Origin of the sequence: Xenorhabdus sp. PR6a, from assembly GCF_028599065.1 — a bacterium.
In the GTDB taxonomy this organism is placed as follows: Bacteria; Pseudomonadota; Gammaproteobacteria; order Enterobacterales; family Enterobacteriaceae; genus Xenorhabdus; species Xenorhabdus doucetiae.
Genome location: NZ_JAQRFJ010000001.1, coordinates 103,352 through 128,246, shown reverse-complemented (window position 1 = coordinate 128,246; position 24,895 = coordinate 103,352). Strand labels below are relative to the sequence as shown.

The following is a 24,895-nucleotide window of genomic DNA, read 5'->3' as shown; positions in this document are numbered from 1 at the left end:
TGGCCCTCTAATAACGAAGCAACCGACAGAATTACAACATGACTCAATCTAGTTACAACGCAGAGGCCATTGAAGTCCTCAGTGGCCTGGAGCCAGTTCGTCGTCGTCCCGGAATGTATACGGATACAGCCCGCCCGAACCATCTGGCACAGGAAGTGATCGATAACAGCGTGGACGAAGCTCTGGCTGGTCACGCGAAGCATATTGAAGTAATCCTTCACAGCGATCAGTCTCTGGAAGTGATAGATGATGGCCGTGGTATGCCGGTTGATATCCATCCTGAAGAAAAAGTTTCGGCTGTAGAACTGATTTTGACCCGCCTGCATGCGGGCGGAAAATTCTCCAATAAAAATTACCAATTTTCTGGTGGCCTGCATGGGGTGGGGATCTCCGTGGTCAACGCCCTGTCCAGGCGCGTGGAAGTGACGGTTCGCCGTCACAGTCAGGTACACCAGATCGCCTTCGAACATGGCGAGAAAGTGCAAGAACTGGAAATCATCGGCAGTTGTGGAAAACGCAACACCGGCACAAGTGTCCATTTCTGGCCGGATGAAAGCTATTTCGATATTCCCCGTTTTTCTGCCACCCGCTTGACGCATTTGCTGAAAGCCAAGGCGGTACTGTGTCCGGGCGTTGAAATTGTTTTTAAGGACAAACTGAATGAGACCGAGCAGAAATGGTGTTATGCCGACGGGCTGACCGATTATCTGCTGGAAGCCGTCAACGGGCTGGTAACTTTGCCACAAGCCCCTTTTGTCGGGGCATTTAGCGGGGATACCGAAGCGGTCGATTGGGCATTGCTCTGGCTGCCGGAAGGCGGAGAATTATTGACGGAAAGTTACGTTAACCTGATCCCAACAGTACAGGGCGGAACCCATGTTAACGGCTTGCGTCAAGGTCTGCTGGATGCCATGCGTGAATTCTGTGAATTCCGCAATATATTGCCGCGTGGGGTGAAACTCTCCGCTGATGATATCTGGGATCGCTGTGCTTATGTGTTGTCCCTCAAAATGCAAGATCCGCAATTTGCCGGCCAAACCAAAGAACGGCTCTCTTCCCGCCAGTCGGCGGCGTTCGTTTCCGGCGTGGTGAAAGATGCGTTCAGCTTGTGGCTGAACCAGCACATTCAGGATGCGGAGCAACTGGCGGAAATGGCGATCGCCAGTGCGCAGCGCAGAATGCGTGCGGCGAAGAAAGTGGTACGCAAAAAGCTGACCAATGGCCCCGCCTTGCCGGGAAAATTGGCCGACTGTACGGTGCAGGATCTCAATGTGACCGAACTGTTTTTGGTGGAAGGGGATTCCGCCGGCGGTTCTGCGAAGCAAGCCCGTGATCGTGAATTTCAGGCGATCATGCCACTGCGTGGAAAAATCCTGAATACCTGGGAAGTCTCTTCGGACGAAGTGCTGGCTTCGCAGGAAGTGCATGATATCTCCGTTGCGATTGGCATCGATCCGGATAGCGACGATTTAAGCCAACTGCGCTACGGTAAAATCTGCATCCTGGCGGACGCCGATTCCGATGGATTGCACATCGCAACACTGCTGTGCGCCCTGTTTGTCCGTCACTTCCCGACACTGGTGAAACGCGGGCATGTCTATATGGCCATGCCGCCACTGTATCGTATCGACCTCGGCAAAGAAGTGCATTATGCGCTGGATGAAGGCGAAAAAAGCGCCATACTGGATCGTTTGAGCCGCAAGCGGGGCAAACCGAACGTTCAGCGCTTTAAGGGATTGGGTGAAATGAACCCAATACAGTTGCGCGAAACCACGCTAGATCCTAACACTCGCCGTCTGGTGCAATTGACTATCGACGATGAAAATTATCAAGAAACCCTCTCGGTCATGGATATGCTATTGGCGAAAAAACGCTCAGAAGATCGCCGCAATTGGCTGCAAGAGAAGGGCGATTCCATCGATATCGAAGTTTAATGCATGCATTTAGTGCATAAAATTGTGTGCATAAACAGAAAGATAGCGCACAGGTAGTCAATACAGATTCTGAGGAAATGAATACATGAGTGAGATAACTCACGACGGTGTGGAGCGTCAACCGCTGCACACGTTCACTGAAAACGCTTATTTGAATTACTCCATGTACGTGATCATGGACAGGGCGTTGCCGTTTATCGGTGATGGCTTAAAGCCCGTTCAGCGTCGTATTGTCTATGCGATGTCAGAACTTGGCCTGAGCAGCAGTGCCAAATTTAAAAAATCTGCCCGTACTGTCGGTGATGTGCTTGGTAAGTACCATCCGCATGGCGACGGGGCCTGTTATGAAGCGATGGTTTTGATGGCGCAGCCTTTCTCATACCGCTATCCATTGGTGGATGGGCAAGGTAACTGGGGCGCGCCGGATGATCCCAAATCCTTTGCGGCGATGCGTTACACCGAATCCCGCTTATCCAAGTATGCGGAATTGTTGCTGAGCGAGTTGGGGCAAGGCACCGTCGATTGGATGCCCAACTTTGATGGAACCTTGCAGGAGCCTAAGTGCTTGCCTGCCCGCCTGCCCAATATCCTGCTGAACGGCACCACCGGCATTGCCGTGGGGATGGCGACCGATATCCCGCCCCACAATGCCCGTGAAATAGTGAATGCACTGATTGCCATGCTGGATAAGCCGGATCTCTCGCTGGATGAGGCCATGGAATACGTCAAAGGGCCGGATTATCCCACAGAAGCGGAGATCATCACGCCAAAAGAAGATATCCGCAAAATCTACAAAAATGGCCGTGGTTCCGTGCGGATGCGGGCAGTGTGGTCGAAAGAAGAAGGTAATGTCGTGATCACGGCCTTGCCTCACCAAGTCTCCGGCGCGAAGGTCTTGGAGCAAATTGCCAGCCAAATGCGGGCGAAGAAATTGCCGATGGTGGAGGATCTGCGTGACGAATCTGATCACGAAAACCCAACCCGTCTGGTGATTGTGCCACGCACGAACCGCGTGGATGTCGAACAAGTGATGAATCACCTGTTTGCCACCACGGATCTGGAAAAAAGCTATCGCGTGAATCTCAACATGATCGGTTTGGATAACCGTCCTGCGGTCAAAGGCTTGGTTGAGATCCTCAGTGAATGGCTGGTTTTCCGTCGCGAAACGGTACGTAATCGCCTGAATCATCGCCTGGAAAAAGTGCTTAAGCGCCTGCATATTCTGGAAGGTTTGCTGGCGGCCTATCTGAATATTGATGAAGTCATCCAGATTATTCGCCATGAAGATGAACCGAAACCGGTATTGATGCAGCGTTTCGGCTTAACCGAAACGCAGGCAGAAGCGATTCTTGAACTGAAATTGCGCCACTTGGCAAAACTGGAAGAAGTCAAAATCCGTGGTGAGCAGGATGAACTGGCGAAAGAGCGTGACAAACTTCAAGCGATCTTGGGTTCTGAGCGTAAGTTAAACACGTTACTGAAAAAAGAGATTATTGCCGATGCAGAAAGCTACGGTGATGAGCGTCGCTCGCCATTGAAAGAGCGCACAGAAGCGAAAGCCATGAGCGATCATGACATCCTGCCATCAGAGCCGATCACCGTCATCATGTCAGAAATGGGTTGGGTACGCAGTGCGAAAGGGCACGAGATTGATCCGGCTGGCCTGAATTACAAATCGGGTGACAGCTTCCGCAGTGCGACGCGTGGCAAAAGTAACCAGCCCGTGGTCTTTATTGATACCACCGGGCGCAGTTATTCCGTTGATCCGCTCGACTTGCCATCGGCCAGAGGGCAGGGCGAACCGCTGACGGGCAAACTGGCATTGCCGGCCGGGGCAACGGTTGAACATCTGCTGATGGCGAAAGAAGAACAGAAATTCTTGATGGCATCGGATGCCGGATATGGTTTTATCTGTACTTTCAGTGATTTGATTGCCAAAAACCGGGCGGGCAAGGCGATGATTACGTTGCCGGAAAATGCCAAAGTAATGCAACCATTGGAAATCAGCAGCGAACAGGATGATATGTTGCTCGCGATCACCAAAGCGGGTCGCATGTTGATGTTTCCGGTCGCTGATTTGCCGCAGCTTTCCAAGGGTAAGGGCAATAAGGTTGTATCCATCCCCGCTGCACAGGCTGCATTGGGCGAAGATATGCTGAGTTGGTTACTGGTATTGCCGCCACAATCTTCCATTACGCTTTACTTCGGCAAGCGCAAGTTACTGCTTCGCCCTGAAGATTTACAGAAATTCAGGGCCGAACGAGGGCGTAAGGGAACGTCTCTGCCCCGTGGCTTGCAGCGTGTTGAGCGGGTTGAAGTGGAGATGCCCAAACCATTAAGCGACAAATTGTAGGATAAAAGGTATTCATCATCATCTTAGGCCAGTGTCATACGCTGGCCTTTCAGTAAGAGGCCGCTATGCTAGCAATTATTCGGGGAATTATTGTTATTCTGTTTACGATACTGCTCTTTATTTTTGGAGGTATCTACTGTTTGTTCAGACCACGTAATCCAAGCCATGTGATGACTTTTGGCCGTGCGTTTGGCAAATTGCATAAAGTGTTTGGTATTAAGCTGCTGGAACGTATTCCGGCGGATGCTCAGGAATACGGGCCAAGCATTTATATTGGCAATCACCAAAACAATTACGACATGATTACCATGTCGAATGCGGTACAACCCCGTACCGTCACGGTGGGCAAAAAAAGTCTGGTATTTATTCCCTTTTTTGGCCAGCTTTATTGGCTGACAGGGAATATTTTGATCGACAGGGATAATCGGACGAAAGCCCACGGCACGATTTCACAGGTTGTCGATCAGATCAAAAAAAACCGGGTTTCAGTTTGGATGTTCCCGGAAGGAACTCGCAGTCGTGGCCGTGGATTGATGCCTTTTAAAACGGGCGCCTTTCATGCCGCCATTGCTGCTGGTGTCTCTATCGTGCCCGTCTGTGTCTCTTCAACACACGATAAAATAAAACTGAATCGTTGGAATAACGGCACCGTGATTGTTGAAATGTTGCCGCCGATTGATACCTCGAAATATACCAAAGAGCAGGTGCGTGAATTGGCAGAACACTGCCGACAAATGATGCAAACGAAGATTGAAGAATTGGATAAAGAAGTTGAAGAACTTAATAAGCGTGGAAACTGAATAAGGATAGCGATATGATTGCGTTTAATAAATTAACGTTTTTATTAAACGCAATCGATAGAATAATAAATCCCGATAGCCACAATATCGGGGGCATTCATCCCAGTCACTATTTGAATTGTATACCTGAGAATTGTATACCTGAGAGTTTCAAACTTATTTCTGTCGTAGAGAGACTATTCCTTCTGTGGAGAAAATATGTCACTGAGTCGGCGCCAATTTATTCAGGCTTCTGGTTTGGCAATGTGTTTAGGGGCGCTTCCTTTTGTGGTTCGGGCCAATAAAAATCAACAAACAAAATTGCCGCTCCCTCCCTTACTGGAATCCCGAAGAGGGCAACCCCTGTTTTTAGCCATACAAAAAGCCACCTGGTCGTTTAACGGCCATAATAAGGCTCAAGTTTGGGGCATCAACGGGCATTATTTAGGGCCAACGATTCGGGTTCGCCGGGGGGAAGACGTCAAACTGATATATAGCAATCGGTTGTCTGAACCGGTTTCCATGACAGTCGGGGGGTTACTGGTACCGGGAACTTTGATGGGCGGTTCGTCCCGTTTGATGTCGGCGGGGGAAAGTTGGTCGCCTGTGATCCCGATAAACCAAGTAGCAACGACTTGTTGGTATCACGCCAATACCCCAAATCGAATGGCACGGCATGTTTATGCCGGCCTTGCAGGTATGTGGTTGGTGGAAGACGAAAGCAGCCGCAGCCTGCCTTTGCCCAGACATTATGGTGTCGATGATTTCCCGGTTATTTTGCAAGATAAGCGGTTAGATAATTTTGGTGTGCCGCAATATAACCCGTCGGCTAATCAAGGTTTTCTTGGCGACACGTTGGTTGTGAATGGCGTCGAAAATCCTTTCGTAGAAGTTGCCAGAGGTTGGGTCAGGTTACGCTTATTGAATGCGTCTAATGCCCGACGATATCAATTACAGCTCAGTGATGGGCGTCCTTTCTATATGATCGCGACTGATCAAGGCCTGCTGCCAGCTCCCGTGGCAGTACAGCTATTGTCACTCGCACCGGGAGAGCGCCGTGAAGTCTTAATTGATATGTCGCAAGTGGAAAGTGTGACTATTACTGCGGGGGAATCCGCAGGTGTCATCGATCGTCTGAAAGGCTTGTTTGAATCTTCAAGCAAACTGCTGTCAACCACGGTGTTAACCCTGAAAGCCAGTGGGCTGCTGCCTTTGGTGACAGATCAATTACCGGCTCAGCTTGTCGTTGATAATCCGCAGATCAACGACTCCATTCGAAGTCGTCAGATTGATTTAGGCAACTATTCACAAGGGATTAATGGCTCACTGCTGAATGAGAATCGAATCGATATCACAAGCCAGCAAGGCGCATGGGAGCGTTGGATCGTCACAACGTCAATACCGCAGCCTTTCCATATTGAAGGGGCAAGGTTTAAGGTCATCAGTCTGAATGGCTCTCGTCCAGAGCCACAGGATTATGGCTGGAAAGATACCGTTTGGATTGAGAGTCGGGCTGAATTACTGGTTAATATGATGCAGCCGTCTTATGAGCATTTTTCTTTCATGTATTACAGCCAAATATTAGAAATGGCAGATCGTGGCGTAGCCGGGCAGTTGCTGGTTAATCCTGCCGGTTCTTAAATGAAAATCTGTTACTGGTTAAACCCGATTCTACCATTGTTTTCGGTGGATTTTAGGTGAATATCAGGTAAATATTCTGTCAAGTTGGATAAGGTTGTTATTTTAGTGCCAATTTATGAGCAAACTAACTATTTGTGGGAATAAGTGACTAATCTTATCGACTGAGAGTAACCCTTTCCGTATAGTGTCCCAAACTTTCATACTACTTGGCTGTAAGGTGATTTAATGATTATCAGCTTGATTGCTGCGATGGCTATGGATCGAGTTATTGGGATGGAAAACGCCATGCCGTGGGCTTTGCCGGGCGATTTAGCCTGGTTTAAACGCAATACGCTCGGAAAGCCGGTTGTCATGGGGCGCGTGACTTATGAATCGATTGGTCGTCCTTTACCGGGGCGTCTGAATATCGTGATCAGCAGTCAACCTGCCAGTGATGATCGGGTCACTTGGGTCAGCTCTATCGAAGCGGCTTTGGCCGCCGTTGGCGATGTTGAAGAAGTGATGGTAATGGGAGGAGGAAAAATTTATGAGCAGTTTATTCCTCTGGCTCACCGTATGTATTTGACGCATATTGATGCGGAAGTGATTGGTGACACGCATTTCCCTGATTATGAGCCTGATGAGTGGAATTCAACGTTTACCGAATATCACGACGCAGATGAACACAATTCACATAGCTATTGTTTTGAAGTTCTGGAACGCCGAGAGTGAGCTAACCTTGCGTGCGGAGTGCCTTGAGGCACTCCGGCGTCATCGCCCAGATACTGTCTCAGGTTTATCACTTAGTGAATAATGAATTCTGACTGAAATACTGTTTATCCTCCCAACGAAGCAGGGTCAATTTCCCGCCCCAACAACATCCCGTATCCAGCGCATAGATGCCAGCAGGTGTACCCTGGCCTTCCAGTGCAGCCCAGTGACCAAAGGCAATGGAATAATCTTCAGGAATGCGGCGTGGTAATTTGAACCACGGTTTCAGTGGGGCAGGGGCATTTTCCGGTTTGGATTTACAGCTCATATCCAATTGACCGTTTGGAAAGCAATAACGCATGCGGGTCAAGGCATTGGTACTGTAACGCAACCGGGCAAGGCCGCTTAACTCTGGCGTCCAGTTATTCGGCATATCCCCATACATTTCGTTGAGAAACAACGGATAACTGTCACTGCGAAGAATAGCTTCCACTTCACGGGCGCATATTTTGGCGGTTGCCAAATCCCATTGTGGGGTGAGCCCGGCATGTGCCATGACGAGTTTCAGTTCATCATCGACTTGCAACACGGGCTGTTTTCTCAACCAATTTATCAACTCATCAATATCCGGTGCGGCGAGTAATTCAGCCAGCAAATCTTTCGCTTTATTGCGACTGATTTTGGCGTAAACCGCCAACAGATGGAGATCGTGATTGCCCAGTACGAGCCTCACCGCGGAACCGAGTTGCTTGATATAGCGCAGTACAGCCAATGAATCCGGGCCACGGGCGACGAGATCGCCTGTCAGCCATAGCGTATCTTCGCTGGGATTAAAATCGACTTGTGCTAACAAAGCGCGAAATTCACGATAACAACCGTGAATATCGCCAATAAGGTATGTCGCCATAATAATTAATTTATCAGTGTTGGAATAGCCAGCCGGAACACGGGAATGGCGACACGGAACGAACGGCCATCGTGATCAACCATTTCATAGTGGCCTTCCATTGTTCCCAGAGGGGTTTCCAAAATCGCCCCACTACTGTAGCGGTATTCTGTTCCCGGCGGGATCAAAGGTTGTTTTCCCACAACCCCTTCACCCTGAATTTCGGTTTGGTGACCATCACTGTTGGTAATGCGCCAGTAACGGCTAAGAAGTTGCACAGGGGAATGTCCAAGATTGCGAATTGATATTGTATAAGCAAACACAAAACGTTGTTGTTCCGGCTGTGATTGGCTTTCTACATAAGTACTTTGTACTTGGATATAAACTCTGGGTTCATTGAGCATAGGTGCCTCCTGTTGCTGCAACTTCTGTTGATTGGTTTAGGCCATTTTAGGTTGAGATGCTAACCAGTTTGCCATCTTACAGTATTGCTCGACAGAGATGTTTTCAGCCCGCGTACCGGGATCAACGCCCAGTTCAGATAACTGTTCAGTAGAAAAAATATTCCCAAGGCTATTGCGGAGCGTTTTTCTCCGTTGGTTAAATGCCTGAGTGGTAATCTGGGCTAACATGCGAATATTCTGAACAGGATAAGGCATGCTCTTGTGTGGGATCAAACGCACAATGGCAGAATCCACTTTCGGCGCAGGTGTAAATGCCGTCGGCGGTACTTCAAGAATAGGTATTACCTGACAGTAGTATTGTGCCATGACACTTAAACGTCCGTAGGCTTTACTGCCAGGCCCCGCGACCAGACGATTCACGACTTCTTTTTGTAACATAAAGTTCATATCAGCGATAGCATCAGTATAGCTGAAAAGATGGAACATCAACGGGGTAGAAATGTTATAAGGCAGGTTGCCAAATACACGCAGAGATTGTCCGTGCTGTTTGGCGATCTGACCAAAATCAACTGTCATTGCATCTTGCTGAATGATGGTCAGCTTATCTTTCAGTTTGGGATGAACATGCAGGCGAGCCGCCAAATCGCGGTCAAGTTCGACGACCGTCATTTTATCCATGCGTTCGCCCACTGGCTCAGTCAAGGCTCCCAAACCGGGGCCGATTTCCACGACGGCTTGGCCGACCAGTGGGTTCATCGCATTGACAATACTATCAATGATAAATTGATCGGTTAAAAAGTTTTGCCCGAAACGTTTACGGGCATGGTGCCCTTGATGGACTTTGTTATTCATTACTGTTTTGTATCATTTTAATTGCTAGATTCAATGCGGTGATAAAACTCCCCACATCAGCTTGACCTGTCCCTGCCAGCTCCAGTGCTGTGCCATGATCGACAGAAGTTCGGATAAATGACAGACCCAGCGTAATATTCACTGCCCTGCCAAAACCTTGGTATTTTAACACGGGTAGCCCTTGATCGTGATACATCGAAAGCACGGCATCGGCATGATCTAAATATTTGGGCTGGAACAGAGTATCCGCAGGCAATGGACCTTCCAGCCATAGGCCTTCTGCCCTCAGACTGTCTAAGGCGGGGATGATGACATCGATTTCTTCATGCCCCATATGCCCTCCTTCACCGGCATGAGGATTCAGGCCGCAAACGTAGATATGAGGACGGGGGATACCGAATTTCGTTTTTAGATCATGATTAAGAATCGTGATCACTTCCCGCAGGGAATCAAAGGTAATCGCTTTCGGGACATCCAGAATTGGCAGGTGCGTTGTTGCCAGTGCAACTCGCAGCTCTTCGGTTGCCAACATCATGACCACCCTTGAGCATTGGCTGTGGTCAGCAAAAAATTCAGTATGCCCGGTAAAAGGAACGCCTGCATCATTAATGACACCCTTATGCACAGGCCCGGTCACTAATGCTGAAAACTCTCCACTCAGGCAACCATCGCAGGCTTTTGCCAAGGTTTCCGTGACATAAGTACCGTTTTTTCGGTTTAACTCCCCGGCAATCGTCGGGGATTGCAACGGAACGGGCAGAATAGTCAGAGTGCCGGCAGCTTGTGATGAAGTGTGTTCAGGGGAGTAAGTTTGTAGTTGCAGGGGTAAATTCAGTTGCTTGGCTCGCGAGAGCATTAGCTCCGGGTCGGCACAAACAACCAGTTGTATTGGCCACGCTTTTTGAGCAAGCGCAATGACTAAATCAGGACCAACCCCGGCTGGTTCGCCGGGGGTAATGATAATGGGTTTATTATTGTGCATCACTGTTATTGTGCATCGCGACTGTCTAAAATTTTCACATAAGCGGAGGCCCGTAATTCCTGCATCCAGCTTTGTGCCTCTTCATTGAATTTGCGGTTGAATAGCAGGCGATAAGCACGATCTTTCTGTGCCGCATCTGTTTTATCGACTTTGCGGCTATTTAGCAGTTGAATTAAGTGCCAACCGAAAGCGGAGTGAACAGGCTGGCTGATCTCACCTTTTTGCAATTTCATCAACGCATCGCGGAAAGCAGGATCGTAAGCACTTGGCAAATTCCAACCCAATTCTCCACCACGCATGGCTGAACCGGGATCTTCAGAATGCTCTTTTGCGGCTTCTTCGAATGACGTTTTACCACTTAAGATCGCTTCTCTAAGCTGCATCAACTCGTTGCGTGCCTGCTCGTCGTTCAGAATGGGGGATGTTTTCAGCAGAATATGGCGGGCTTCCACTTCGGTGACGGCAATGGGCATCTGACCACCACGGATATCATTCACTTTCAGAATGTGAAAACCCACACCGGAACGGATTGGGCCAATAATCTGCCCCTTTTGTGCAGATTGGAGCTGCGCAGCAAACAGGGATGGCAACTCTTGCAGTTTGTTCCAGCCCATATTGCCCCCTTTCAGGGCTTGGCTATCACCGGAATAGGTGAGCGCCAATTTGCCGAAATCCACGCCATTCTTGAGTTCAGACAAGATTTTTTGGATCGTGGTTCCCGCTTTTTCTACCTGTTCCTGACTTGGGTTTTCCGGCAAGGGGATCAGGATCTGGCTAATATTTAACTCAGAATCCTGACTATTTTGGCTGCTGATTTGGTTAGCCAGCGAATCAACTTCCTGTGGCAGGATAGTGACGCGACGGCGGACTTCATTGTTACGCACTTCTGCAATCATCATTTCCTTGCGGATCTGATTACGGTAGGTATCGAAGCTAATGCCATCTGTGACCAGATTTTGTTTCAACTGGGCAAGGCTCAAGTGGTTTTGAGTTGCAATATTGGTGATCGCAGAATCTAAGACTTGATCAGGAATAGTAATCTGCATTCGGTCTGCCATTTGCAGAATAATGTCATCCATAATCAAGCGCTCAAGGATCTGATGACGCAATGCTTTCTCATCCGGTATCTGCTGGCCTGCCTGTTTTGCATTAAGTTTAACGGATTGTAAAAGGCTGTTGACGTCACTTTCCAGTACGACATCATTGTTAACAACGGCAGCGACCTTATTAAGCTCTTGTGGCGCGGCCATTGCGACAGAGTTTACTGAAAACATCAATCCGAAAATGAGCGATTTCCAGTTCTTCATACATTTCCCATCATATCAATCCCGCCTTGGCAGGGTTATTTTGTTTACATTGCGTTTATCGGTATCAGAATGCACGTTGGTATGGAAGAATACCTTGCTGCAACATTTTCTGACTGCCTAAACTATGATTGTTACTTAAGCCACGAAGTTCAATATTGAATGACCATTTATTGTCATATTGGCTGCTATCGAAGCGCCAGTCGGTGACCTTGCGTTCATAACCCACATTAACCGCCCAGCAACACGTGTTGTATTGCAGGCCGACCATCTGGCTGGCTGGCTGTTTCTCTTTCGTATCGTAGTAATAAGCCCCGACAAACGCCCAACGCTCTGATAATGGCCAACTTGCCACCATGCCCACTTGAGAAATCCCTTGCTGATAAGCGGGTAATTGTCCGAGAGTGGCTTGAATATAATCTCTATCGACAAAACGATAGCTTAATTGCAACATGCGGTCAGCATCACGGCGGTACTCCATGACGGCATTCCCCATCGTTAAGCTGCTCAGACGATTATCATATTGCAATCCGCCTTTGAATCCCCAGGAATCATTGATTTTCCAGTAAACATCGCCAGCCCATGTTGTGGTTCCCGTCCCCTTTTTGTTTCCTATGATATCTTTGCTGCCTAAAGCCGCATCAGTATCTTCGGTACGTGGACGTTCAAAGTAGTAAATTTGACCTACGGACAGATTAAAACGTTCAACCAAATCTTCATCATAAATGCGGGTCGTCACCCCCGTGGTAAATTGATTGGCAGACGAAATACGATCCAAGCCACTGTAGAAGCGGTCGCGGAACAATCCGTTATAGTCCGATTGCAGCAGGGAAGAATCAAAGTTGTTAATGTTATTTTGATTCTTATAAGGGACATAGAGATATTGAGCGCGCGGTTCCAGCGTCTGGGTATAGTCCCGATTAAAATACATGCTGCGCTCAAACACCATTTTCGCATCTGATTTAAACACGGGCAGAACACGGTCTACTGACTTTTCCAACGAAGCCGTTTGCGAATTCTTTTTGATGGTATCAGAAAGATCCTGCTCGTAATGGGTTGCCATCAATTTAAATTCATTATTGATGCTCGCCCAGCCATTAGAAAGCGGTAAGTTAATGGCAGGTTCAAGATGCCAACGGGTTGCATTTGGCCACTGATTACCCACACTGGTAAATTTCGCTATCTGGGCATAGGTATGAAAATCAAATGGCCCTAGCGCATTTTTATAGTAATTGAAATCCAACTGAGGTTCAGCACGATAGGCTTTTCTGCTTTCACTTGGGGTAAAGATTTGGAACTGTTTGGTGGTCAATGTGGTATTCCAGTTTTTCTGGGCATAGCCAATACTGAATTTCTGGGTGGCATAACCATCAGTACTGGAACCGTATTGTGACGTGAAGTCACTGAAATAGGTTGGATCACTGACTTTGGTATAATCAGCACTAAAACGCCAAACCTGATTCATGACGCCACTGTGATTCCAGTAGAACAACCAACGGCTGTTACTATCCCGCTCAGGCTTGATATTGAGCCTTTTGTCCTCTTCATACAGACGGTCGCGCCCAATCCAATCCAGAGCCACTGTACCTGAACCCGCTTGGGTTAAATAACGGAACTCATTATCCAGCTTCAAACCACGCATCGTGATGAGATGCGGGGTAATGGTGGCATCATAGTTGGGGGCAATGTTCCAGTAATAGGGCAGCAGGAATTGGAAACCGTCTTTATTGGAAAAACTGGCGTTGGGGATCAAAAAACCAGAACGGCGTTTGTCTCCAATAGGCAATTGCAAATAGGGACTGTAAAACACCGGCACATTGGCAACGCGAAAGCGGGCATTCCAGATTTCAGCGACTTCTTCTTCACGGTCAAGGATCACCTCAGAACCCACAACGCTCCAGCTATCATTACCGGGCAGGCAGGAAGTAAATATCCCGTTATTCAAGATGGTATAGCGATTTTCATCACGCAGCATCATTTTATCTGCACTACCGCGTCCTTGACGGCCAACCATCTGGTATCTGCCTTGTTCTACGTCGGTATCTTTATTGTTCAGATTGGCCCACGCGCGTGGCCCTTTCAAGATGATCTGAGGGTCATCATAGCTGACATTACCGACGGCGGTTACCGTGCGGACAGGTTCTTTAGCTTGTGTCTGTTCGAGCCGGACTTTATCGGCTGTCAGGGTTTTATTGCCCTGTTGGATATCAACATTACCAATAAACTCAACCGCATTGGGATATTCACCGTGAGTATCATCGGACTTAATATAAATCGGCAGCTTATTTGGATCGCCTGTGATAATCGGCTTATCGTAAACAGGGACACCCAACATACATTGCGCTGCAAGGTCAGCATGTGCCTGCTGACTGTAAAGTGCTGCCCATACCATTGTGGCCAGCAGGGTAGGATAACATTTATTCATAGATGTTTATGCGGTTCCGTCATCAGTGGCATCGTGCCGGCAAACGCTCAGAGACTAACGTAGTTGAGAGATAGGCGCCAGAATAAAGTTTAACTTTGCTAATCTTGTTGTTAGGCACAGAGCTTAATGGAGAGTATGATAATGCAAAATTGCGCTCAGGGCATTGGGGAATTGAAGAGTATATGCAGTATTGGGGAAAATTATTCGGATTGATATTTGGGATCGCGTCGGGTGCGGGTTTTTGGGGGATCGTGATTGGCTTGCTGCTGGGTCACCTGCTTGACAAAATCAGGATGCAGAAATTGGGCAGAACGCCTAAAGGCCCCACCCGGCAGGCGCTGTTTTTCCGCAGTACTTTTCAGGTATTGGGGCACCTGACCAAAGCAAAAGGGCGGGTAACCGAAACGGATATCCAACTGGCCAGCCAACTGATGAACAGAATGCAACTGCATGGTGAAGCCCGGCTTTCTGCACAGCAGGCATTCCGTGAAGGCAAGCAGCCTCAATTTCCCTTGCGTGAAACCTTGCGACAATTACGCCGTGCTTGTTTTGGTCGTTTTGACCTGATCCGCATGTTTCTGGAAATTCAGCTACAAGCCGCATTTGCAGATGGTGAACTGCATCCCAATGAAAGAAAGGTACTGTTTGTTATCGCGGAAGAATTAGGGATTTCCCGCCTTCAATTTGAGCAATTTCTTGCCATGATGGAAGGGGGGCGCCATTTCGAGGGGCACCAATATGGTGGGCAATACCAGCAGCATGGACATTATCACGGCCACAGACCGCAGCGTGCGACACTGGAAGATGCCTGTAAGGTACTGGGTGTCAAGGAACAGGATGATGCCACAACCATTAAACGCGCTTATCGAAAACTGATGAGTGAGCATCATCCCGATAAGCTGGTGGCAAAAGGTTTACCACCAGAGATGATGGAACTGGCGAAACAAAAAGCGCAGTCTATCCAGGCCGCCTATGATTTGATCAAAAAAGAGAAAGGTTTTAAATAACGCTTGTCGCTGTGTATTTGTTAAAGTATTTGTTAAAAATCAGCTTTGCACTCAAAATGCATTGGCGTGCCATAAGCGGGGTGGGTGATAAATAGCTCTTGAGCATGTAATTGCAGGCGAGATGCCCGTTCTCTTGCTGACGTGTGAGCGTAGAACTTATCCCCCAAAATAGGATGGCCAAGTGCCAGCATATGTACGCGAAGCTGATGAGAACGCCCAGTGATCGGCGCCAGCCGGACCCGCGTTGCCTGCGCTTCATATTCCAGAACCTGATATTCAGTTTGTGCTGACTTGCCCGTTTCAAAACAGACTTTTTGTTTCGGGCGATTTGGCCAGTCGCAGATTAAGGGCAGATCCACCCTTCCTTTTTCCTGCACCATCTTTCCCCATACCCGCGCGATATAGACTTTTTTCGGTTCACGCTCACGGAACTGCCGTTTTAACTCACGCTCGGCGGCCTTAGTCAGTGCGACAACCATAATCCCGCTGGTCGCCATATCCAATCGATGGACGGATTCGGCGCAGGGAAATTCCGCTTGTATCCGCGTCATAATACTGTCCTTGTGCTCCTCTGCTCTCCCCGGCACAGAAAGTAAGCCACTGGGTTTATTGACAACCATAATGTGCTCATCTTGATACAACACATGTAACCAAGGATCGGTCGGGGGAAGATAAGACTCCAGCATAGTGGCTCCAATGGGTCGAAAAATGGGTTTGGAAAATAATCGAGTTGGGAAATAATCGGGTCGAAAAAATGACGGGGCGCATTCTATCAGGATATGGCTGACTATGTGAGATAAAACATATGTGAGATAAAACGCATGTGAGATAAAACTCAGGGGCATGTTGTCGAAAATACCCCTGAGTTTACCGTTAACCAATCGCCTTTGTTTTCTTACTGATGAGAAACCACCACCAAACGAATCGCATCCAGACGCCAGTTGGCCTGATCAAGATTGAGCAGCAGATGTTTATGCTCAGATCTAATCGCCTCCAGCTCATCATCACGGATATTCGGGTTAACCGCTTTCAGGGCTTCCATGCGTGACAATTCGGTCAACAGCGCTTCATCCGCTTCTTTCTTCGCCTTCGCGATCAACCCATGTGCTTGTGCTTCAACCAGCGGTTCAGATTGTTGCAAAATCGCATGAACCTCTTTCTGTACTGCATTCACCAGCTTGCTGGCGTTATGGCGGTTGATGGCATTGAGCTGACGGTTGAAGCTTTCAAACTCAACCTGAGGCGCCAGATTGGTGCCTTTCAGATCCAGCAGGAGGCGCACAGGTGTTGGCGGCAAGAAACGGGTCAATTGCAGGTGCTTCGGCGCCTGGGCTTCCACAACGTAAATCAACTCAACTAACAGCGTACCGACCGGCAGTGCCTTGTTTTTCAGGATGGAAACCGCACAACTGCCGGTATCGCCTGACAGGATTAAATCCAGCCCGTTGCGAATGATGGGGTGTTCCCAGCTCAGGAACTGAGTATCTTCGCGGGACAGGGCTTTTTCACGGTCAAACGTAATCGAGCAGCCATCTTGAGGTAAGCCGGGGAAATCCGGCACCAGCATATGATCGGAGGGATGCAGGGCAATAATATTGTCGCAGCGATCTTCCTGATTGATGCCGATGATATCAAACAGATTCAGGGCAAAATTCACCAGATCGGTATCTTTATCCTGCGCCGCAATTTTCTCTGCCAGTTTCTGGCCTTGCTCGCCGCCGTTGGAGTTCATCTCCAGCAGACGGTCACGCCCCTGTTCCAGTTGCTGTTTCAGCTTCTCATGATGCTCGCGACATTGTGCAATAAATTCATTGAAGCCCGTTTGCTCATTTGGCTTGGCGAGGAAATTCACCAGCGTTTCATAATACTTGTCATAGATGGAACGGCCGGTTGGACAGGTGTGCTCAAAAGCGTCCAGACCTTCGTGATACCAGCGCAGGAGAATGGATTGCGCCGTATTTTCCAGATAAGGCACACTGATTTTGATATCGCGGTTTTGGCCGATACGATCCAGACGACCGATACGTTGTTCCAGCAAATCAGGATTGAAGGGTAAATCAAACATGACAAGCTGATTGGCAAACTGGAAGTTACGCCCTTCTGAGCCAATTTCAGAACAGAGCAGCACTTGCGCGCCCTCTTCTTGGGAAGCAAAGTAAGCGGCGGCACGGTCACGTTCCAGCAAGGACAGGCCTTCGTGGAACACCGCACTGCGGATGCCTTCGCGTTCACGCAACACTTGCTCCAGTTGCAGCGCCGTTTCTGCTTTGGCACAGATCACCAGCACTTTTTCGTCGCGATTTGCCATCAAGAAACCCATCAGCCATTCTACGCGGGGATCGAAATTCCACCAGGTGGCGTTTTCCCCTTCGAATTCCTGATAGATCCGTTCAGGATAGAGCATATCTTTGGCGCGAGCCTCCACCGACTTTTTGGCACCCATGATTTCAGAAACCTTGATCGCCGTCTGATATTGAGCCGGCAAAGGTAATTTGATCTCGTGCAATTCACGATGCGGAAAGCCTTTCACACCACCACGGGTATTACGGAACAGCAGTCGGCTGGTGCCGTGGCGATCCATCAACATGGTGATCAGTTCGCGGCGCGCGTTTTCGCTCTCTTCATCCTGATGACTGTTGGCGGCTTTCAGCAGCGGTTCAATATCCTGCTCGCTGATCAATTCGACGATGACATTTTGCTGGTCATTATTCAGGGATTCACTGGACAACAGTAATGTCACCGCATCCGCGACCGGGCGGTATTTCTGTTGCTCATCAATGAACGCCTGATAATCGTGGAAACGATTCGGGTCCAGCAGGCGCAAGCGGGCAAAGTGACTCTCTTGCCCCAACTGCTCTGGGGTTGCCGTTAACAGTAAGACCGACGGAATTTGCTCTGCCAATTGTTCGATAGCATGATATTCGCGGCTGGGGGAATTTTCGCTCCAGGCCAGATGGTGCGCTTCATCCACCACCATTAAATCCCAACTGGCTTCCAGCAGCAGTTCAAAACGCTGCTTATTGCGGCGAACAAAATCCAGCGAACAGATAATCAACTGTTCAGTTTCAAACGGATTATCGCTGTCATGCAGCGCTTCGCTGTACCGGCTATCATCAAACAGGGAAAAACGCAGATTGAAACGGCGCAGCATTTCGACCAGCCACTGGTGTTGCAGGCTGTCTGGCACAATGATTAACACACGTTCGGCACGCCCGGCCATCAATTGCTGATGGATAATCATACCGGCTTCAATGGTCTTGCCCAGACCAACTTCATCCGCCAGTAATACACGCGGTGCGTGACGCTTGCCTACCTCATTGGCAATGTGTAGCTGATGAGGGATCAAACTGGCACGAATACCGCGCAGCCCACTTTCGGCCAGACGGGACTGCTCGCTTTGGTGTTTACGGGCGCGAAAACGCAAGGCAAAGCGATCCATGCGGTCAATTTGACCGGCAAACAGGCGATCCTGTGGCTTGTTAAATGTCAGCTTGCTATCCAGAAAAACTTCCCGCAAGCAGATGTTTTCTTCTTCCGTATCCAGACGCGTACCCACATAGGTCAACAGGCCATTATCGAGTTGGACATCATTGATCTTGAGTTTCCAGCCTTCGTGACTGGTCACGGTATCGTCCACATTAAACATAACGCGGGTGATGGGGGAGTCATTGCGTGCGTAAAGGCGGTTTTCTCCGCTGGCAGGGAAAAGTAACGTCACCATGCGCGCATCAAGCGCCACGACGGTTCCTAATCCAAGTTCGCTTTCTGTATCGCTTATCCAGCGTTGACCAAGAGTAAATGGCATAAATTTTGGCTCAGTTTTCTGTTAGACAATATTATTTATGGTTGCAGGATGGCTGCTTTTGTTGGATATCGATTGTTTTGGATATCGATTGTTATAGGTTTTGATAACGGGATCACAAAAGTGCAGTTGCCCATTGGAGGGGCGCTATGTTAATTGAAGCCGGGCAAGCCGTCACCTGCAAAAATAGCCATTATTCGAAAGAGATGCTCATTTGCCCGGTCAGCAGGGGCATAAAGTCGTCCTGAATAAATGGCAGGATGGCATCGGCAATCGGTTTCAGTTGCTTGTTGATATAGTGTTCATAATCGGGCGCCGAGGTTGGATTCTCTAAAGGTTCAGGGCCTGCTTGGGTCATGACGTAGTTGATCCAACCGCCATTTTGATACTGTAACGGACGATGATGCTGTTGATTATATTCATCCGCCAAACGTGCTGCCCGCACATGGGGCGGCACATTACGCTGATAATCAGACAACTTGCGGCGTAATCGCTTACGGTACACCAGACGATCATCAAACTCACCTGCCAGTGTTTTGGCGATATATTGCCGAATATAATGCTGATGCGGTTGTTGATGAAAAATCAGGCTATACAGCTCTTTCTGGAATATTTGTGCCAGCGGCGTCCAGTCACTCCTGACCGTTTCCAGCCCCTTGAAAATCACCTTATCACCGCTTAACCCGGCATAACGTTTTTTACTGCCTTGCTCTGCGCCGCGTACCGTTGGCATTAGGAAACGCCGATAGTGAGTTTCAAACTCCAGCTCCAGCACACTTTCAAGATTGAATTCAGCCTTAAGGTGATCCCGCCACCATTGGTTGACAAATTGTGTCAGGGAATGCCCGATTTGGCAGGCTTCCTCCTCGGAATGAGGTTGTTTTAGCCAGACAAAAGTGGAATCCGTATCACCATAAATCACCTGATAGCCTTGTGATTCGATTAACTCACGGGTTTGGTGCATGATTTTGTGACCACGCAGCGTAATGGATGAGGTCAGGCGAGGATCAAAAAAATGGCAGCCGGAAGCGCCAAGTACACCATAAAACGCATTCATAATAATTTTCAGCGCTTGGGAAAGCGGCGCATTCTGTTGCTTTTTGGCCTTTTCACGTTCATGCCAGATTTGGGTGACAATATCCGGCAAACAGTGCTGTGTGCGGGAGAAAAATGCCTGACGAAAACCGGGCACGGCCTGTTGGCTATCAGGGTTGGCGAGACCCTCAACCAGCCCGACCGGATCAATTAAAAACGTGCGAATAATCGAAGGATAGAGGCTTTTGTAATCCAGCACCAACACCGAATCGTATAATCCGGGGAACGAATCCATCACGAAGCCACCGGGACTGTTGTCATCGAAATACGTTGGCAGAACGGGAGCCACATAACCAATACGGTGCATTCTTGGCAGATAAAGATGGGTGAATGCCGCGACAGATCCTCCGCTGCGATCCACCGCCAATCCTGTTACCGTGGCGCGCTCCAACAGGAAAGCCATCAAATCCGTCTTTTCAAAAATACGATTGACCAGAAGGCAATCCTGCAAATTATAGCGGGCGAGGGCGGGCTTATCTTCTTGAAAGCGACGATTGATCTCATCCATGCGATCATAAGGATTATCGACGGCTTTCCCTTCCCCTAACAGTTCGCGCGCGACGTACTCAAGACTGAAAGAGGGAAAATTCCACGTGGCGGTTTTCAGGGCATCAATGCCATCAATGATCAGACGGCCTTCTGCCGAAGCGAAAAAGTGCCCTGGTTTAAAACCATGTTCCCGCCATTCGAGTACCGCCTGATTGCGCCCGAATTTTAACGGCACGTGATAGCGTTCAGCATGTTGCTGCAACACCCGCAAATCGAACTGAACCAGATTCCAGCCAATAATGGCATCAGGATCATAATCAGCCAGCCACTCATTGAGTTTTTCCAGCATCAGCGGACGACTGGCAACATACTCCAGTTTGAAATCGAGATCCTGTCGGTTATCCTTTGCTGCTCCCAACATAAATACCGTTTTCTCACCGCATCCGGCCAAGCCAATAGAATACAGCTCCCCATGTTGGCTGGTTTCGATATCCAGTGACACCCATTTCAAATGTGGCCGATAAGCGGGATTAGGTTTCATTTGATAACTGCCGTTGGGTTTCTGGCTGAACCAAACGGGAGCAGTAATAAAGCGCTCCATCATAAACCTATCGGGGGGACGAATATCGGTTTCATAGAGCGGGATATCTTGCTCTTTAAACACTTTTTCCAGTTGTTGTAACTGGCGATATTGCAGGCAATATAAGGCAGAGACCGGTTGGCGACTAAAATCTTTCAATGGCAAAGCTTTCAGTTCGCAGCCCCGCTCTTGTGCCAACAACGGTGTTACTTTAGGCAGATCGTGTTGAGGAATAAAGGCCACCGCTTTTTGGTGCGGGATCGTAATACGGCGTGCACCCGCCTCCGTCGCCAGCCAATACACCAACTCGATACCTAATGGTGTCTCTTTCCAATGGCGGGTCAGGATAAAACCTTGTTCAACGTGATTTATCTGCATAATATTTTATCTTGTGAGAAATAAACCCTATTTCATTTCACGGAGGCCATTTCAATCATAGCATTAATTATGGTTATTTATACAGTGTTTTTTGCTGGGAATTTGACAGGGGAATACGTTTTTATAGTTATTGTGATTTATTATTTTATTAATTAATAAAAAGAGTATTTATAATGAATTTATTTTTACCAGAGAGATATTAACTACTTTAAATTATCAGAGAGATGACTTATTTTTTCTCATCTAATTAAATAGGTTTTCATAATAGTGAATGTTTGTAATCTTTTCATTTTGAAATGTGATTTAAACAGGCTGTTTTATTTACCTTTTGTTACTATGATTAATTGGGTGACATTCCAACGTTTTTTACTGAAAAAATAAAAAATTAATTGAATCTGGTAAATATTGATGAATAAACCCAATCAACTGACGCAAACAGATATCAGAGCCTTACTCTTATTTTTCGCTTTTATCCTGCTGTATTTGTTACCCGGTGTTTATGGACATACACCATGGAAACAAGATGAAAATTACAGTTTTGGCATTATTCACACGATGTATGAGACCGGGAATTGGTTGGTCACCATAAATGCGGGGCAACCTTTTATGGAAAAGCCGCCCCTGTATTATTGGACAGCAACGTCATTTATTCATTTGCTATCGCCTTGGCTGCCAATGCACGATGCAGCCAGAACAGCCTCTTTATTTTTTTCAGTGACCAATTTCTCCTTTTTTATTCTATTAGCTCGTCGTGTATTGATATCAAAAACTTTACGGACAGCCGAATATGGATAGCTTTTGCTTTGTATGCCAGTGCGCCCGGCTTGGTTCGCCATAGCCACGATATGTTTACTGATACCTCATTGATGGCCGGCACAACGATCGGGTTATATGGCTTACTGGGATTAATCAAAAACGAAAAAACAGCTTATTCCTGTTTGTGGTTGACCATGGGTACGGCGGTAACACTCTTATCAAAAGGGGTATTTATTCCTGGGTTGTTATGGATTTGTCTTATTCTGGCACCCGTTTTCCTGAAACAGTGCCGAACCAAACAATATTGGCTCAGTGCGTTATTATCAGGAATTATTGCACTGGTTTTCATCCTGCCGTGGCCAGTGATGTTATTTATTGAACATCCTGATTTATTTAAAATCTGGCTTTGGGATAACAATATTGGTCGCTTTTTCGGTTTTTCGGTTGAAGATCTCGGCGCAAGGGGAAATCCGACTATGATCCCTGAGGCCGTCCTGTTGTTTGCCTTGCCAGCGGGAATATTGGCTTTTATCTTTATCTTGATGAACCCAATTAAAATTCTGTCAGACGAACATTATTTCCTTTGTGCTGCCTTTGTTGTATTAGGTGTGGTGTTATTGCAAATCTCGGCCTCTGGCCGTGCATTATATTTACTGCCTTTTATTGCCCCAATGGCAATCTTGGCGACAGAGAGCTTTATTAAACTGCCTAAGATCATCTATAAATATTTCACCATATTTTCTTCCCTATTTTGGTCTGGGATAATTATCTTTTTATGGATTTGTTATTTTTTATCCCTTTCCACTGATTATAAACATTGGTTAATGCCGTTTAGCCGATGGTTGCCAATGAGTTATCAGATGAATTTCTCGGGATTGATTGTGGCTATTGCTGCCTTGATCACGGCGATATGGATAGCGAAAAGCTGGCTCCTTGCTAAATCGCCGGCCTTACGCGCTGCCCAAAATTGGGTTTTGGGGATTGCTACAGTCTGGGGATTAGTCTTTACGTTATTTGTTGGCTGGATTGATTACACCAAAGGGTATAAAGAAACGTTTCTTGATTTAAAACAGACGCTGGCGGGGGTATATCAAGATCACCACTGCATGGCATCGTACAATATTGGCGAATCCGAAGCGCCGATGCTTTATTATTTTGCTCATGTCCTGCATCAACAACAGAATACGTTTGAAGCGCCTGAAAAATGTGATTGGTTGATTATCTTGTCCGAAGAGATAGCACCAGCGCCTGAAGGGATGGAGTTATTTTGGCATGGGCACCGGGCACACCGGGATCGTGAGAATTTAGTGGTTTATAAGAAGATTGGGTTGGGTGATAAAAGTTCTTTTAATAGAAAGCATGAGATGAGTGGCCGATTAAATGGCCACTGCCTGATGTGTTTGTATTAGCCATTGCTCGATCTGTCAGCAAAAATTATGGAGGAAGGCGGAAAAGCCTTTAATACGCAGGTGCAGCGCCTTCCCTTCAATTATCAGTTCCTCAGGATGCTTATGAACGAAAGATTCTTTCTCTATTTAGATATACTTGGTTTTACTGAATTAGTAAGACAAGGAAGTGAAAAGATTGATGATTTGTATGAAGTCATTGCTAGCCTAAATGTTCATAACCATGATATATTTAAGGTTATTGTTTTTTCTGACACAATTGTTGTCTACAACGTAGATGGCGGAGATACCCCAGAAGATGCTAGGTATCTAATTATGTTTATGTGTGAGTTTGTAAGAGATCTTATGTATAGGCTCATGAAAAGAGAAGTTTATTTTCGCGCAATCATTACGTATGGCGATTTCACTCACTACGAAATAAATGGCACACCATGTTTTTACGGAAACGCATTGATTGATGCTTATCATTCCGAAAAGGAATTGAAAGCTATCGGGTTATTTATAGATAAAAAAATATCTCACCATTGTGAAATATTTAAATATCGAGAATTTAATGAAAATTACGACTTTGTTTATGTCACTCAATGCTTAGATGACATTGAAATGTATGGTTCATGTGGTTTTCCGATACCTTCTGAATTAATCGAGAGTACGAATTTAAAGTGGTTTATATTACCCGAAATAGAACATGTTAATAACATGTATATCGGGTCAAAAAATGATAATTACACAGGATCAGTGCGAAAGAAATATGCCACGTCATGGGATATGTATTGCAAGCACTATCCCCATTTGACAACACAATTATTATTATCAGGAAATGACGTCACGTCGATCGCTCCTGATGTGGAATGGAAAGAAGTATTTGACATATATCCAGAAGATTATAGTTACGCTATCGAAACGAAGATAGCATATTAAAAAGAGCATTCAGTCTAACTGATTTTCTGTTACTTTCAAAACCAACCAAATAAAGCAAGTCCAAGAAAATCGATTGAATCCATTAAATGACGAGCATTAGCAGGAGAACGCAAAAGTAAGCTGTTTCTCCTGAGGATTGATATTCATCATATGATATCAGAATACAAGGAATAGCTTTCTGCCATGCCCGACTCATGGTGAGACACTTCCA

18 protein-coding genes and 1 pseudogene are annotated in these 24,895 nt (G+C 47.3%); 9 read left to right on the top strand and 10 right to left on the bottom strand.

Annotated elements, in window-relative coordinates; genetic code table 11:
- The first annotated feature begins 38 nt into the window (after window positions 1-38).
- The 5 genes from parE (at window position 39) to folA (ending at window position 7,418) form a co-directional block, all read left to right on the top strand.
- Window positions 39-1,934, top strand: coding sequence for a DNA topoisomerase IV subunit B (parE, locus tag PSI15_RS00555; protein ID WP_273581847.1), 1,896 nt, complete (start codon window positions 39-41; stop codon window positions 1,932-1,934).
- Window positions 1,935-2,019: 85 nt separating this feature from the next.
- Window positions 2,020-4,287, top strand: coding sequence for a DNA topoisomerase IV subunit A (parC, locus tag PSI15_RS00550; protein ID WP_273581846.1), 2,268 nt, complete (start codon window positions 2,020-2,022; stop codon window positions 4,285-4,287).
- Window positions 4,288-4,352: 65 nt separating this feature from the next.
- Window positions 4,353-5,087, top strand: a complete 735-nt coding sequence (locus PSI15_RS00545) for a 1-acylglycerol-3-phosphate O-acyltransferase (RefSeq protein WP_045972626.1) — start codon at window positions 4,353-4,355, stop codon at window positions 5,085-5,087.
- Between the two features lie 198 nt (window positions 5,088-5,285).
- Window positions 5,286-6,707: a cell division protein FtsP gene (ftsP, locus tag PSI15_RS00540; protein ID WP_273581845.1), complete on the top strand. Its 1,422-nt coding sequence runs from the start codon at window positions 5,286-5,288 to the stop codon at window positions 6,705-6,707.
- A 228-nt stretch (window positions 6,708-6,935) separates the two neighbouring features.
- A complete protein-coding gene (gene folA / locus PSI15_RS00535; protein ID WP_273581869.1) occupies window positions 6,936-7,418 on the top strand; it encodes a type 3 dihydrofolate reductase in 483 nt (160 codons plus the stop codon).
- Window positions 7,419-7,485: 67 nt separating this feature from the next.
- On the opposite strand, the gene apaH is transcribed toward folA, so the two are convergent.
- The 6 genes from apaH to lptD form a co-directional block, all read right to left on the bottom strand.
- A complete protein-coding gene (gene apaH, locus PSI15_RS00530) occupies window positions 7,486-8,304 on the bottom strand; it encodes a bis(5'-nucleosyl)-tetraphosphatase (symmetrical) ApaH (RefSeq protein ID WP_273581844.1) in 819 nt (272 codons plus the stop codon).
- Window positions 8,305-8,309: 5 nt separating this feature from the next.
- Window positions 8,310-8,687 (bottom strand): Co2+/Mg2+ efflux protein ApaG, encoded by a 378-nt coding sequence (apaG, locus tag PSI15_RS00525; protein WP_045972618.1) that lies wholly within the window; start codon window positions 8,685-8,687, stop codon window positions 8,310-8,312.
- 36 nt (window positions 8,688-8,723) lie between these two features.
- A complete protein-coding gene (rsmA, locus tag PSI15_RS00520; protein WP_273581843.1) occupies window positions 8,724-9,539 on the bottom strand; it encodes a 16S rRNA (adenine(1518)-N(6)/adenine(1519)-N(6))-dimethyltransferase RsmA in 816 nt (271 codons plus the stop codon).
- Window positions 9,532-10,521, bottom strand: coding sequence for a 4-hydroxythreonine-4-phosphate dehydrogenase PdxA (pdxA, locus tag PSI15_RS00515; protein WP_273581842.1), 990 nt, complete (start codon window positions 10,519-10,521; stop codon window positions 9,532-9,534). The genes rsmA and pdxA overlap by 8 nt, the downstream gene beginning before the upstream one ends.
- 5 nt (window positions 10,522-10,526) lie before the next feature.
- Window positions 10,527-11,828, bottom strand: a complete 1,302-nt coding sequence (gene surA / locus PSI15_RS00510) for a peptidylprolyl isomerase SurA (RefSeq protein ID WP_273581841.1) — start codon at window positions 11,826-11,828, stop codon at window positions 10,527-10,529.
- Window positions 11,829-11,892: 64 nt separating this feature from the next.
- Window positions 11,893-14,250, bottom strand: coding sequence for an LPS assembly protein LptD (gene lptD, locus PSI15_RS00505; protein WP_273581840.1), 2,358 nt, complete (start codon window positions 14,248-14,250; stop codon window positions 11,893-11,895).
- A gap of 182 nt (window positions 14,251-14,432) precedes the next feature.
- On the opposite strand from lptD, the gene djlA reads away from it, so the two are divergent.
- Entirely contained in the window at window positions 14,433-15,257 is an 825-nt protein-coding gene (gene djlA, locus PSI15_RS00500; RefSeq protein WP_273581868.1) for a co-chaperone DjlA, read from the top strand.
- 32 nt (window positions 15,258-15,289) lie between these two features.
- Here the strand turns inward: djlA and rluA are convergent, their stop codons facing one another.
- The 3 genes from rluA to PSI15_RS00485 form a co-directional block, all read right to left on the bottom strand.
- On the bottom strand, window positions 15,290-15,943 hold the full coding sequence (gene rluA, locus PSI15_RS00495) for a bifunctional tRNA pseudouridine(32) synthase/23S rRNA pseudouridine(746) synthase RluA (protein WP_273581839.1): 654 nt from the start codon (window positions 15,941-15,943) through the stop codon (window positions 15,290-15,292).
- Window positions 15,944-16,152: 209 nt separating this feature from the next.
- Window positions 16,153-19,062 (bottom strand): RNA polymerase-associated protein RapA, encoded by a 2,910-nt coding sequence (rapA, locus tag PSI15_RS00490; protein ID WP_273581838.1) that lies wholly within the window; start codon window positions 19,060-19,062, stop codon window positions 16,153-16,155.
- A 190-nt stretch (window positions 19,063-19,252) separates the two neighbouring features.
- Window positions 19,253-21,595: a DNA polymerase II gene (locus PSI15_RS00485; RefSeq protein WP_443256050.1), complete on the bottom strand. Its 2,343-nt coding sequence runs from the start codon at window positions 21,593-21,595 to the stop codon at window positions 19,253-19,255.
- A gap of 414 nt (window positions 21,596-22,009) precedes the next feature.
- On the opposite strand from PSI15_RS00485, the gene PSI15_RS18455 reads away from it, so the two are divergent.
- The 3 genes from PSI15_RS18455 to PSI15_RS00475 are packed head-to-tail and all read left to right on the top strand — an operon-like array spanning window position 22,010 to window position 24,684.
- Window positions 22,010-22,396 (top strand): ArnT family glycosyltransferase, encoded by a 387-nt coding sequence (locus PSI15_RS18455; RefSeq protein ID WP_337928431.1) that lies wholly within the window; start codon window positions 22,010-22,012, stop codon window positions 22,394-22,396.
- Window positions 22,397-22,404: 8 nt separating this feature from the next.
- Window positions 22,405-23,766, top strand: coding sequence for an ArnT family glycosyltransferase (locus tag PSI15_RS00480; RefSeq protein ID WP_337928430.1), 1,362 nt, complete (start codon window positions 22,405-22,407; stop codon window positions 23,764-23,766).
- Window positions 23,767-23,793: 27 nt separating this feature from the next.
- Entirely contained in the window at window positions 23,794-24,684 is an 891-nt protein-coding gene (locus tag PSI15_RS00475) for a hypothetical protein (protein WP_273581836.1), read from the top strand.
- A 35-nt stretch (window positions 24,685-24,719) separates the two neighbouring features.
- Here the strand turns inward: PSI15_RS00475 and PSI15_RS00470 are convergent.
- Window positions 24,720-24,850 (bottom strand): annotated as a pseudogene (locus PSI15_RS00470) (hypothetical protein); the annotation flags it as partial.
- Window positions 24,851-24,895: the final 45 nt, after the last annotated feature.

What these genes read in the sequence shown, in the direction of transcription:
- rapA (WP_273581838.1), bottom strand. Translation starts at nt 19,062, where the DNA reads ATGCCATTTACTCTTGGTCAACGCTGGATAAGCGATACAGAAAGCGAA.
- parE (WP_273581847.1), top strand. Translation starts at nt 39, where the DNA reads ATGACTCAATCTAGTTACAACGCAGAGGCCATTGAAGTCCTCAGTGGC.
- pdxA (WP_273581842.1), bottom strand. Translation starts at nt 10,521, where the DNA reads ATGCACAATAATAAACCCATTATCATTACCCCCGGCGAACCAGCCGGG.
- rsmA (WP_273581843.1), bottom strand. Translation starts at nt 9,539, where the DNA reads ATGAATAACAAAGTCCATCAAGGGCACCATGCCCGTAAACGTTTCGGG.
- lptD (WP_273581840.1), bottom strand. Translation starts at nt 14,250, where the DNA reads ATGAATAAATGTTATCCTACCCTGCTGGCCACAATGGTATGGGCAGCA.
- rluA (WP_273581839.1), bottom strand. Translation starts at nt 15,943, where the DNA reads ATGCTGGAGTCTTATCTTCCCCCGACCGATCCTTGGTTACATGTGTTG.
- parC (WP_273581846.1), top strand. Translation starts at nt 2,020, where the DNA reads ATGAGTGAGATAACTCACGACGGTGTGGAGCGTCAACCGCTGCACACG.
- djlA (WP_273581868.1), top strand. Translation starts at nt 14,433, where the DNA reads ATGCAGTATTGGGGAAAATTATTCGGATTGATATTTGGGATCGCGTCG.
- apaH (WP_273581844.1), bottom strand. Translation starts at nt 8,304, where the DNA reads ATGGCGACATACCTTATTGGCGATATTCACGGTTGTTATCGTGAATTT.
- surA (WP_273581841.1), bottom strand. Translation starts at nt 11,828, where the DNA reads ATGAAGAACTGGAAATCGCTCATTTTCGGATTGATGTTTTCAGTAAAC.
- PSI15_RS00475 (WP_273581836.1), top strand. Translation starts at nt 23,794, where the DNA reads ATGGAGGAAGGCGGAAAAGCCTTTAATACGCAGGTGCAGCGCCTTCCC.
- PSI15_RS00545 (WP_045972626.1), top strand. Translation starts at nt 4,353, where the DNA reads ATGCTAGCAATTATTCGGGGAATTATTGTTATTCTGTTTACGATACTG.
- PSI15_RS18455 (WP_337928431.1), top strand. Translation starts at nt 22,010, where the DNA reads ATGAATAAACCCAATCAACTGACGCAAACAGATATCAGAGCCTTACTC.
- apaG (WP_045972618.1), bottom strand. Translation starts at nt 8,687, where the DNA reads ATGCTCAATGAACCCAGAGTTTATATCCAAGTACAAAGTACTTATGTA.
- ftsP (WP_273581845.1), top strand. Translation starts at nt 5,286, where the DNA reads ATGTCACTGAGTCGGCGCCAATTTATTCAGGCTTCTGGTTTGGCAATG.